The organism is uncultured Phenylobacterium sp. (assembly GCF_902826855.1).
GTDB lineage: Bacteria > Pseudomonadota > Alphaproteobacteria > Caulobacterales > Caulobacteraceae > Phenylobacterium.
Map to the genome: position 1 here is coordinate 1 of NZ_CADEGK010000163.1, position 10630 is coordinate 10630.

Genomic DNA, 10630 nt, shown 5'->3' on the forward strand with positions numbered 1-10630 from the left:
TCCAGCAGCACCACCGTCGGCGAATAGTTGCGGGCCTCCTCGGCCGGCAGCATTCCATAGGTGACGATGATCACCTTGTCGCCCTTCTGGACGAGCCGGGCGGCCGCGCCGTTCACCCCGATCACCTTGGAGCCGCGCGGGGCCTCGATGGCGTAGGTGGTGAAACGCGCCCCGTTGGTGATGTTGAGCACGTCCACCTGCTCGTGCGGCAGGATGCCCGAGGCTTCCAGCAGGTCGCGATCGATGGCGATCGACCCTTCGTAGTCCATGTCGGCCTGGGTGACCGTGGCGCGGTGCAGCTTGGCCTTCAGGAGCGTGAGCAACATGGGCGGTCCTCGTAAGCGGGCGAGCGCATATACGCATCCCGGCCCGTGGCTTCAATGCGGCAATGCAGCATCGACCTTGCCACCGCACCCTGCGTCGCCCGCATTCTACCCCGCGTGGCGACGCAGGAAGGCGGTCATATCGTCCAGCACCGGGGCGTGGCCGCGCAGGGGCCGGGAGAGGGCCAGCACCATGCGGACGTGGTCGACACCCGCATAGTGGCGCTCCTCCACCGCCACGCCGGCGGCGCGTAGCGCGCGGGCCAACGCCACCGTGTTCTTCGGCCAGACGGTGTCGTCGGCGTCGCCGGTGGCCAGGAACGCCGGCGGCGAGGCGGCGCTCGCGTAGGCAGTGGGCTGCGTCGCCGGCAGGTCGGCGCTGTGCCCGAACACCCGGTTGGTAATCGCGCCCTGCAGCGGCAGGAAATCGTAGGGACCGGAAAGACCGGCGAACGCCTTCACGTGGCTGGGCTCGACCCCGGCGGCCCTCAGGTAGCGCCCGTCCAGCGCCAGCATGGCGGCGTTGTAGGCGCCGGCCGAATGGCCCACCAGCACGATCCGGCCGGGGTCGGCGCCGTAGCGCGCGGCGTTGTCGGCGGTCCAGCGCACCGCCTGGGCGGCGTCGACCAGGAAGTCGGGGTACTTCACCTCCGGATAGAGCCGATAGTCGGCCACCACGGTGACGAACCCGCGCGAGGCCAGGGCCCGGCCGACCCAGTTGTAGTCCTGCCGCCGCCCGGAATCCCACGATCCGCCGTAGAAGAACATCGCCAGCGGCGCCTCACCCGCCGCGCCCCTCGACCGTGGCGGTGCGTAGACGTCCAGCCGCTGGCGCGGGTGGGCGCCGTAGGCCTCGCTGCGGCCCAGGATCGATGCCGGGTCCTTGGGCGAAAGGGTGGCGAACATGCTGAGCGGCGAACAGGCGGTGGTCAGGCTCGCCGACAGGCCCGCCAGGGTCAGGCGCTTGGACATGGAAAAGCTAGGCATCGGCTCCAGGTACGAACGCGGGCGGGCGGGCGCAACCATCACGCGGCCCCTCCGGTTCTACGTTCGCAGACTTGCCCCGGACGCGACAGCGCAGCCGCAGGTCGGGTTGACCCCACGCCACCCCTTGACGCCGTCCGCGCCACCCGGCGCTATGGATGTGAACAACGATAAGGGAAACGACGATGGACGGAGCTCAGGCCCCCAGCGGCTTCAAGGCCGACGCACTGGCGCAGATCCCGGCGGCGCTCAAGTCCGTCGTCGACCAGGGGACGCTCTCGGGGATCGTCAGCCTCGTGTGGCGCAAGGGCGAGGTGGTCCAGGTCAACACCATCGGCCAGCGCGACATCGCCAAGAACCTGCCGATGGAGCGCGACACCCTCTTCCGCATCGCCTCGATGAGCAAGCCGATCACCTCTGTCGCGGTGATGATGCAAATCGAGGAAGGCAAGCTGAAGCTCGACGACCCGGTCACCAAGTGGATCCCCGAGCTGGGCGGCATGGTTGTTCTGGAAGACGCCACCGGCCCCCTCGACAAGACCGCACCCGCCCCGCGCGACATCACGGTCGAGGACCTGCTGACCCACCGCGCCGGCCTCGCCTACGGCTTCACCTCGCAGGGGCCGATCGCCTATGCGCACGAGGAGAAGCTGGGCTCGGCGCTGGCCAATCCGCTCGGGCCCGACGAGTGGCTTCAGAAGCTGGGCGAGCTGCCGTTGAGCTACCCGCCCGGCGAGAGGTTCCACTACAGCCACGCCACCGACGTGCTGGGGTTCCTCGCCGCGCGTGTAGACGGAAAACCCCTTGGACAGGTCCTGCAGGACCGCATCTTCGGCCCCCTGGGCATGGTCGACACGGCCTTCTGGGTTCCGCCGGAGAAGCGTGACCGGCTGGCGCACCTCTACGAATACGGCGTCGACGGCAAGCTGAAGGATGTCTCGTTTAAGCACTCGGACGCGCCCCCGGCCTTCGAGGGCGGCGGCGGCGGCCTGATCTCCAGCGCCGACGATTACCTGAAGTTCGCGCGCATGCTGCTGGGCCGCGGCGAGGTTGAGGGCGTGCGGCTGCTGAAAGCCGAGACCGTCGACCAGATGCTCGAAAACCGCCTGAGCGACGAACAGCGCGGCCACGGGTTCCTGGGCATGCCGTTCTGGGTCAGCCAGGGCTTCGGCCTGGGCGTATCGATGATCCTGGATCCGGCGAAGCACGAATGGATGGGCGCAGGCGGCCACGGCGCCTTCGGCTGGCCCGGCGCCTTCGGCACCTGGTGGCAGGCCGACCCGGCCAACGACATGATCCTGATCCTGCTGATCCAGGACTCGATGGCGCTCGGCCCCGAAGCCGTCACCGCCATGCAGGGCGAGCCCCGCCCAACCGGCCGCGTCGCCGGCCCGATGTTCCAGAAGCTGGCCTACGCCGCCCTGGGGTGATCTTCTCGCCCCATGGCCTGGGAAAAGTCGCCGCCGTGGCTGGTCGAGCTGTTCGCCGCCAGCCTGCCGGAGCGGCCCGGCCTGGAACGGCGCCGGATGTTCGGCTACCCGGTGGCCTTCGCGAACGGCAACATGTTCGCCGGGCTGTTCGGCGAGGTCGTCTTCGCCCGCCTGCCCCCCGGCGAACGCGCCGGCCTGGAGGCGGAGTACGGCGCGGTCAGCTTCGAGCCCATGCCCGGCCGGCCGATGCGCGCCTATGTGGTCATCCCTGAGTCCGTGCTGGAGGACGAGGCCCTGCTCGCCCGCCTGCTGGACCAGGCCTACGCCTTCACTGCGGCCATGCCGCCGAAGGTCAGGAAGCCGCGGAAAGCATCCCGCTGATTTACCACGTGTTTGAGGGCGACCTTAACCCTGGCCGGCGCAGCGTCGAAGCATGGACCCGATCGCCACAGCCCGATATGGCCTGACGGCCGCCTCGCACCACTTCGAGGCCTCGGCGACCCGGATCGCCAACCTGCGCAGCGACGCCGGCCCCGAAACGCCTGGCGTCGATCTCGGCGCCGAGGTGGTGAACATGGTTCAGGCCAAGCATGCCTTCTCCGCCAACCTGACGGTGATCCGCTTCGCCCAGGACATGTGGGACTCGCTGCTGAAGCTGCAGACCGGGAAGTAGCGCTTCCTGTTGCGCGCCCGTGCAGAGAGGCAGCACGAAAAAGGGGAGCCGCGCCGGCTCCCCTCTCCGAAATCCGACGTGGTTCCTAGGCCCTACTTCTCGGTGGCGTCCGCGCCATCCTTCGGCGCGCCGGTGCCGGAGGAGCCCATGAACAGCTTGCGGCCGTCCGGGAAGGTCACGTCGCGCCCGTTGGCCTTGCAGGCCGGACGGCAGAGGCGGTCCTTGGACTGGTAGCCACGGACGATGATCTCCTGACCGGACTTCAGCGTGTTGCGGTCGATACCGGCCCGCAGAAGGGTGTTCGGCGTGCCGCCCTCAACCATCCAAGCGGTCGACTTGCCGTCGGCGCCCACCACGTTGATGTGCACCCAGGCGTGCGGGTTGATCCACTCGATGCGGGTCACCTTGCCGCGCAGCAGGACCGGGGCCTTGCCGTCGAACTCGGCGGCGAAGGCGTGGTGGGCCAGGGCGGCGCCGCCGGCGACCGCCAGGCTCAGGGCCGCGCCGACCGCCGCTCCGACAATCATCATCTTCTTGTTCATAGCGCGTCTCCAACGCCGGATGTTGTTCGATGCCGCGTTACCACGGCGGATACGCAATCTACTTCAGCGGTTCCTTGCGCAGGTCACCGTACATCAGTTCCTCGACGAACTCGACGCACTTGAACTGGTTCAGCCGCGCGTCCTCGCCGACATGCTTGTAGAGATTGAAGCTCATCTTCCAGGGACGGGTGTAGGTGTTCGGGTCGGTGATCGTCGCCTCGTAGCGCAGCACGCCCGGCCCGGCCGGCGTCCAGCGCTCCACCACCTGCATCTGGTCAGAGTTGTGGTTGCCCGCGCGGTCCAGCCACGCGCGGCCGTTCAGGCCGGTGACCGTGACCACCAGGGTGTCGCCGTCCCACTTGGCCACCGACTGGCCCATCCAGCTGTCGACCGGGGCGGGGCCGGGGTCGGTGAACAGCACGTTGCGCACCGCGCCCGCGTATTCGTAGGCGATAATCATCGACTTCTCAGACTGGAAGATCTGGAAGGGCAGATGCATGTAGTTGGCGCGCGGCACGCCCGGCAGGTAGCAGCGCACCTCGGGGTCGCCGGTCTCCAGGCTGAGGTAGTTGGCGCGGTTCTGGTCGCGCTGGGCCTTGGCCTCGGGCTTGTAGGGGATCTCGCCGCCTTCCACGATGCCGAGGCCGGCTGGGACCGCGCCCACCGCGCCCAGCGCCACCACCGCCTTGGCCGGCACGGGCACGAAGGGCCCGGGGCGCAGCTGCAGGGCCGCGCGCGCGGCGTGGGGCTCGATGTCCCAGTTGGCGGTGTTCATCACCTGCCAGACGCCGTTCAGGTCGGGATGCCGGCCGTCCGGGCCCCGCGGGGCCTTGTAGGCCGCCATCCGCGAAGAGTTCGCGGCCTTGGCCTTGGTCTGCGCCATAGCGGGTCCGGCCGCCATCAGGCCGACCACCGCTAGCGCCGCCACGATCCTCAACATGCTTTCGCTCCCCCGACACTCCGCCTGGATTCGGCGGAACCTTCTTGACCGCAAGCCTAACCAACGTTCACGCACGGCGCCAGCGATGGCTGGACGTTTTGAGAAACCGGTGAGCTGGGATAAGCCGCCCGGCATGACGCTGCGCCCGCTTTTCGTCACTCCGGTCTACGAAGCCAGCCTTACAACGGACCGCAGCTTCGAAAATTTCAACGGCGATATCTTGGCCGCCTGCAAATCCCTGTCGCAGGAGGACGCCGCCGGGCGCGCCTGGTGCCGGGAGCATGGCTACGGCGGGTACACCTCCTACGCCTCGCTGGACGACCTGCCCACGCGCATGAGCGTCTTCGGCGAGCTGAAGACCCGGATCGACCGTCACGCGAGGGCCTTCGCCGCGGACCTCGCCTTCGACCTGGGGGGCGGCCGCCTGCGCCTCGACAGCCTGTGGGTCAACATCCTGAAGCCGGGGGCCGCCCACTCCGGCCACATCCACCCCCACAGCGTCATCTCCGGGACCTACTATGTGGCCACGCCGCCCCGAGCCTCGGCCCTCAAGCTCGAGGACCCCCGCCTGGCGATGATGATGGCCGCTCCGCCGCGCAGGCCCGACGCGCCCGAAGACCGCCAGCCCTTCGTCTACCTGCAGCCGGCCGCCGGGACCGTCTACCTCTGGGAGAGCTGGCTCCGCCACGAAGTCCCCGCCAACCGCGCGAAGACCGAGCGCGTGTCGGTGAGCTTCAACTACGGCTGGCGGTAGGGCTCAGCGGCCTACCGCGCCTCTCGGACGTGAAAGATCTGGAGCACCAGCACAAGCTCTGCTTCGACAGAGTATTGGATAGCGTAGCCGTATCTGCCGAACTTGACGCGCAGTTCGCGGATAGCTTCAGCCTCGTCCATCAGCGGCGCGCGCTCCGAAAACTCTGACAGCGACGCCAGAGCGCTTCGCAGCGCCTGCGTCATGCGACGCGCCGCGCCCTGGCGCGCTCGGCCAGGAAGTTCGCAAGTCGGCTGAGGTCCCACAGCGCCCGTGGGGAAAGCCTGACAGCACGCCTCAACGCTTGCGCGCCAAGGCGGCCTCCAGTTCTGCGTCGAAGTGCGTCATCGCCTCCTCGACCGAGATGGACTCGCCGGTTCGCCTGTACTCAGCCAGCCGCGCCCGCGAGATCGACAGTGGATCGCTGTCAAGTTCATCGAGCAGCACGCCCAGCGCGTAGGCTTCGATCGACATGCCGGCGGCCTCGGCGGCTTCGCCGAGGCGCCGTCGCATCTCGTCGTTTAGCGTCAGTCGCAGTTCGCCATCGGCCATGTCCGATGCTCCCCCCGGCCACCGCCACCCGTCAACTGTCGAGGAAGCTCCGCAGCTTCCGCGACCGGCTGGGGTGCTTCAGCTTGCGTAGCGCCTTGGCCTCGATCTGGCGGATGCGCTCGCGGGTGACGCTGAACTGCTGGCCCACCTCTTCCAGGGTGTGGTCGGTGTTCATGCCGATGCCGAAGCGCATGCGCAGAACCCGCTCCTCGCGCGGCGTCAGCGACGCCAGCACGCGGGTCGTGGTCTCGCGAAGATTGCTCTGGATCGCAGCGTCGATGGGCAGGATCGCGTTCTTGTCCTCGATGAAGTCGCCCAGGTGGCTGTCCTCCTCGTCGCCGATCGGCGTCTCGAGGCTGATCGGCTCCTTGGCGATCTTCAGCACCTTGCGCACCTTCTCGAGCGGCATGCCGAGCTTCTCGGCCAGCTCCTCCGGCGTCGGCTCGCGGCCGATCTCGTGCAGCATCTGGCGCGAGGTGCGCACGATCTTGTTGATCGTCTCGATCATGTGCACCGGGATGCGGATGGTGCGCGCCTGGTCGGCGATCGAGCGGGTGATGGCCTGGCGGATCCACCACGTGGCGTAGGTCGAGAACTTGTAGCCGCGGCGGTACTCGAACTTGTCGACCGCCTTCATCAGGCCGATGTTGCCCTCCTGGATCAGGTCCAGGAACTGCAGGCCGCGGTTGGTGTATTTCTTGGCGATGGAGATCACGAGGCGCAGGTTCGCCTCGACCATTTCCTTCTTTGCCTGCCGGGCCTCCCGCTCGCCCTTCTGCACCGTCTGGACGATGCGGCGGTAGTCGTCGATCGGCACGCCGGTCTCGGTGGCCAGGGCGGCGATCTCGCTGCGGATGTCGTTGATCTGGCCGGCGTCGTTGTCGGCGAACTTGGTCCAGCGCACGCCCATGGTCTTGACCTGGTCGCGCCAGTCCGGCCGCATCTCCTGGCCGAAGTAGGCCTTCAGGAACTCGCCCCGGCTGATCCCGTAGGAGTCCGCTAGCCGCAGCAGGCGCCCCTCCAGAACCATCAAGCGCTTGTTGATCGCATAGAGCTGTTCGACCAGCGCCTCGATGCGGTTGTTGTTCAGTTTCAGGGTCTTCAGGTGCAACACGATCGCGCCCGCCGCCGTCTGGTAGGCCGCACGCTCCTTGTCGCTCAGCTCCTCGCCCTTCAGCTTCGCCGAGACCAGCTTCTCCTGCAGGATGCGGAACGCCTCGAACTCGGCGGCGATGGCGTCCAGGGTGACCATCACCCCCTCGCGCAGCTCGGCCTCCATGGCCGAGATCGTCGGCCCGGCGCCGTCGTCGAAGTCGTCGTCGTCGTCGCTCTCGGCCTTGGCGATGGCCTCGCCGTCCTCGTTCAGCTCAGGCTCGGCCTGGGGCTCCGGCTCGACCGGCGGATTGAGCGCCGCCTGCGCCTCCAGCTCGGCGGAGGCCGCCGCATTGATGCCGCCATAGGTCTGCTCCAGGTCGATGACCTCGCGCAGCAGGATCCGCCCGCCCTCCAGCTCCTCGCGCCACACCATGATGGCCTCGAAGGTCAGCGCGCTCTCGCACAGGCCGCGGATCATGGTGTCGCGCCCGGCCTCGATGCGCTTGGCGATGGCGATCTCGCCCTCGCGCGACAGCAGCTCCACCGAGCCCATCTCGCGCAGGTACATGCGGACGGGGTCATCGGTGCGGTCGTAGGCGGCTTCCTTGGTGGTCTCGACCACCGCGGTGTCCTCGCGCACCGCCACCTCGCCGCCCTCGGCGTCGTCCTCGCTCTCGACGACGTTGACGCCCATTTCGGAGAGCATCGCCAGGGTGTCTTCGATCTGCTCGGAGGTCACTTCCTCGCTGGGCAGCACCTTGTTCAGCTCGTCCATGGTGACGTAGCCGCGGGTCTTGGCCGCCTTGATGAATTTTTTGACCGCGGCATCGGTCAGGTCGAGCAGCGGCCCGTCACTGCCGGAGGCGTTGCTCGTGGTCTCGGGGGCTTCGGTTTCGGCGGCCGTGTTTGCGCTCATCTAAAACTCCAGTTCCAACCCGTGTCGCCCGCTGGCCAATTCGCCGAGCAAGGACCGGGCCGAAGGTGGTTGGCCGGCGGTCAATGGCTAGAGGGGCCGCGACAATACGACCCGCCATCCGCCCAGTTGTTCCATCATCGTCGAGGTGCGTCTCCAGCCGTCCGCGCGCAGCTTCACTAACGCCGCCCAGCCCCCTCAGGAGCCCGGACCGGCGAAGCGGCGCGAACCGCCGGGATCACCGCGCGTCGAGGGAGGCATCATCATCCACGTGGGGGGCGCGCCCGGAAACCGCAGCGGCCCATCGATGCCTGTCAAACACGCGCTAAATCCGCGAGTGCGCAGATGGCGTGGAAGGTGCGCGATGTCAAGGCGGGGATGGCGATCACCGCCCTCCCGATCGCCCGTCCTTAGGGCAGGCTCGCTCCGCAACGCTGTTCCGGCCAGCGGCCTTGCTGCCCATTCCTGATGTCGCGCGGCGAGGCCGTAAACTAGGGGGATTCCCCGAAGTGTTGAGGTCGCAGGGCCACTAGAGACGGCGTCCGTTTCGAGAGGACCCCCAGATGACCTATCAATTCTGCGCAGCCGACTGGCTGTCGCCCACCGAGGCAAGCGCGCCTGCCGCCCCCCAGCGGCCGCTGAACTTCGAGCGCCCCTTCATGCCGGAGGCGCTGGCGCGCACGGCGGCGCTTGGCTTCCTGGCGCTCGAAGGCCGGCATCAGGCTTTCCTCGATCCACTGGAAGGCCGCGGCAAGGCCGGCACTTTGGTAACGGCGGCCGATTTCGGCCTCGATTTCACTGGCTTCGCCGGCGGTAGAGAGAAACCGGTTCGAGGTCATGCGCTCGGCCTTGGCGGCGTCGATGCGTCCATCCTCGCGCAGGATGCGGCAGCGCACATAGAGCGACAGCACCGCATCGCCGATCCAGGCTTCCCGCAGAATCTGTTCCCGCGCCGCCTTGCGATTCATGCGCACACGGTGAGCTTCTTGGTCATGGCGATCCGCCCCGCCTCGGCGGTGACGCGAAACCCCTGCTTTTCATAGAAGCCGGCGGCTTGGGCCGAAGTCTCCACCCGTACCAGCGCCACGGTCGAGACCTTGCCGATCTCCCGCAGCCGGTACATCAGCAGAAACCGTCCCAGGCCCTGGCCGTGCAGATCGGCGCGGACCATCCCCCAGCCAAGCGTGGCCGATTCGGGCCCGATCGCATAGCCGCCGCAGCCCACGATCGCGCCATCGTGATCCATCACGAAGTAGGGCGGGCGTGCAGCGTTCGCGAGAAAGCTCTCAAACGCCTCGCGCCCGGCGGGGTCGAAATAGCGCGGGGTATTCGAATCGAATACCGCCAGGCAGGCGGCCCGGTCGGCTGGCTCGTAAGGGCGAATCTCCATGGCTACGGCAGCGGCAGCACAACGTCCGGCCCGGCGCCTTTCGGCGTTTCGAAGGAATCGATCAACTTGCGGTCTTTCACCGAGACCGTGACGATCTTGTCTACCTCCTGCAGGCCAAGGTAGACGCGGCTGGCATCCTTCGCCATGGTCAGCGACAAGGGCTTGCCCGCCAGTTTGATGACGGTGGTTTCCTTGCGCGACGCGATATCGGCGAAGGCCATCGCCTCGCCCGGCTGCAGATTGTAAATTAGCGTTTTGTTGTCGGGTGCCACATGCACGCGCGCCGGTCCCCGGCCGGTGCGGATCGTTCCGATGCGCTCTTTCCTGGCGCGGTCGATGATGTTGATCGCATCGCCGTCGGAGCTGGTCAGAAACAACAGCTTCCCATCCCGGGAAAACGTTCCGCCCTGCGGATTCTTTTCCACATCGATCAGCTTCACACCGCCCGATTCCAGATTCAGCACGGCTACCGTGTTGGTGCCCGTGTTGCTGACGTAGACCGTTTCGCCATCGGGATCGAACAGCGCCATGTGCGGCGCTTTGCCTTGCGTATCGTATTTGCGAAGCACCTTGCGCGCCACCGGATCGATCAACAGCAGTCCCGGTGGATTCTCGATGGTGGAAACCATGCGCCCCGTCTTTGGATGGATATCGAGCCCGTGCGGCCGCCGGTAGTTGCCGAGATCGATCTCGCCGGTCTTCTTCCTCGAAGCGACGGCGAGAATCGAAATCGTGTTGCCGCCTTCACCGGCGTACTGCATCCACAGAATGCCGTTGTCGCTGACATAGGCAAGCTTGCGGTCGGGCGAAAGGACGATCTCATGAGGATGGGTGCCGACCTTGGCGCCACCCACGCGCTTGCCGCCGGCGGTGTAGAAGCCCACGGCCCCCGCGACTTTTTCCACCACCGCGAAATCGGGTTTCTGTCCGAAGGCCGCGAGCGTTACGGCGAGTGCGATCCACATAGCTCTAAATTATATGGCTAGCAGGCTGCTGAAAAAGCGATTTGCAGGGCTGCCTGCTTCATCCTTGGCAAT

14 protein-coding genes are annotated in these 10630 nt (G+C 67.2%); 5 read left to right on the top strand and 9 right to left on the bottom strand.

What is annotated here, in order from left to right:
* Both panD and QZV94_RS18725 read right to left on the bottom strand, forming a co-directional pair.
* Window positions 1-326: aspartate 1-decarboxylase (gene panD, locus QZV94_RS18720; RefSeq protein ID WP_293680275.1), on the bottom strand; the 326-nt coding region annotated here is incomplete at its 3' end.
* Between the two features lie 105 nt (window positions 327-431).
* A complete protein-coding gene (locus tag QZV94_RS18725) occupies window positions 432-1295 on the bottom strand; it encodes an alpha/beta hydrolase (RefSeq protein ID WP_293680277.1) in 864 nt (287 codons plus the stop codon).
* A gap of 197 nt (window positions 1296-1492) precedes the next feature.
* Between QZV94_RS18725 and QZV94_RS18730 the strand changes: the two genes are divergently transcribed.
* Genes QZV94_RS18730 through QZV94_RS18740 form a run of 3 tightly spaced genes read left to right on the top strand, consistent with a single transcriptional unit; the run spans window position 1493 to window position 3410 of the window.
* On the top strand, window positions 1493-2737 hold the full coding sequence (locus QZV94_RS18730) for a serine hydrolase (RefSeq protein ID WP_293680279.1): 1245 nt from the start codon (window positions 1493-1495) through the stop codon (window positions 2735-2737).
* A gap of 12 nt (window positions 2738-2749) precedes the next feature.
* A complete protein-coding gene (locus QZV94_RS18735) occupies window positions 2750-3118 on the top strand; it encodes a TfoX/Sxy family protein (RefSeq protein ID WP_293680281.1) in 369 nt (122 codons plus the stop codon).
* Window positions 3119-3170: 52 nt separating this feature from the next.
* Window positions 3171-3410: a flagellar basal body rod C-terminal domain-containing protein gene (locus QZV94_RS18740; protein WP_293680284.1), complete on the top strand. Its 240-nt coding sequence runs from the start codon at window positions 3171-3173 to the stop codon at window positions 3408-3410.
* Window positions 3411-3502: 92 nt separating this feature from the next.
* Here the strand turns inward: QZV94_RS18740 and QZV94_RS18745 are convergent, their stop codons facing one another.
* Together QZV94_RS18745 and QZV94_RS18750 are read right to left on the bottom strand one after the other, a co-directional pair.
* Window positions 3503-3952 (bottom strand): DUF6152 family protein, encoded by a 450-nt coding sequence (locus tag QZV94_RS18745; RefSeq protein ID WP_293680287.1) that lies wholly within the window; start codon window positions 3950-3952, stop codon window positions 3503-3505.
* 58 nt (window positions 3953-4010) lie between these two features.
* Window positions 4011-4892, bottom strand: coding sequence for a hypothetical protein (locus QZV94_RS18750; RefSeq protein WP_293680289.1), 882 nt, complete (start codon window positions 4890-4892; stop codon window positions 4011-4013).
* 133 nt (window positions 4893-5025) lie between these two features.
* On the opposite strand from QZV94_RS18750, the gene QZV94_RS18755 reads away from it, so the two are divergent.
* Window positions 5026-5646 carry a TIGR02466 family protein gene (locus QZV94_RS18755; protein ID WP_293680310.1) on the top strand — a complete coding sequence of 207 codons (621 nt, stop codon included), beginning with the start codon at window positions 5026-5028 and terminating at the stop codon, window positions 5644-5646.
* 11 nt (window positions 5647-5657) lie between these two features.
* Here the strand turns inward: QZV94_RS18755 and QZV94_RS18760 are convergent, their stop codons facing one another.
* From QZV94_RS18760 to rpoD, 3 genes are read right to left on the bottom strand one after another with little or no spacing between them, the layout of a single operon-like run.
* The gene (locus QZV94_RS18760; RefSeq protein WP_293680292.1) at window positions 5658-5909 is read right to left on the bottom strand and encodes a type II toxin-antitoxin system RelE/ParE family toxin; all 252 of its coding nucleotides are present in this window, start codon (window positions 5907-5909) and stop codon (window positions 5658-5660) included.
* A gap of 31 nt (window positions 5910-5940) precedes the next feature.
* Window positions 5941-6195 (bottom strand): hypothetical protein, encoded by a 255-nt coding sequence (locus QZV94_RS18765; RefSeq protein WP_293680295.1) that lies wholly within the window; start codon window positions 6193-6195, stop codon window positions 5941-5943.
* A 31-nt stretch (window positions 6196-6226) separates the two neighbouring features.
* On the bottom strand, window positions 6227-8206 hold the full coding sequence (gene rpoD, locus QZV94_RS18770; protein WP_293680298.1) for an RNA polymerase sigma factor RpoD: 1980 nt from the start codon (window positions 8204-8206) through the stop codon (window positions 6227-6229).
* A 560-nt stretch (window positions 8207-8766) separates the two neighbouring features.
* Here rpoD and QZV94_RS18775 point away from each other — a divergent pair.
* The gene (locus QZV94_RS18775) at window positions 8767-9246 is read left to right on the top strand and encodes a hypothetical protein (RefSeq protein WP_293680301.1); all 480 of its coding nucleotides are present in this window, start codon (window positions 8767-8769) and stop codon (window positions 9244-9246) included.
* Here QZV94_RS18775 and QZV94_RS18780 read toward each other — a convergent pair.
* The gene (locus QZV94_RS18780; protein ID WP_293680304.1) at window positions 9168-9593 is read right to left on the bottom strand and encodes a GNAT family N-acetyltransferase; all 426 of its coding nucleotides are present in this window, start codon (window positions 9591-9593) and stop codon (window positions 9168-9170) included. The genes QZV94_RS18775 and QZV94_RS18780 overlap by 79 nt on opposite strands.
* 2 nt (window positions 9594-9595) lie before the next feature.
* The gene (locus tag QZV94_RS18785; protein WP_293680307.1) at window positions 9596-10558 is read right to left on the bottom strand and encodes a beta-propeller fold lactonase family protein; all 963 of its coding nucleotides are present in this window, start codon (window positions 10556-10558) and stop codon (window positions 9596-9598) included.
* Window positions 10559-10630 lie beyond the last annotated feature (72 nt).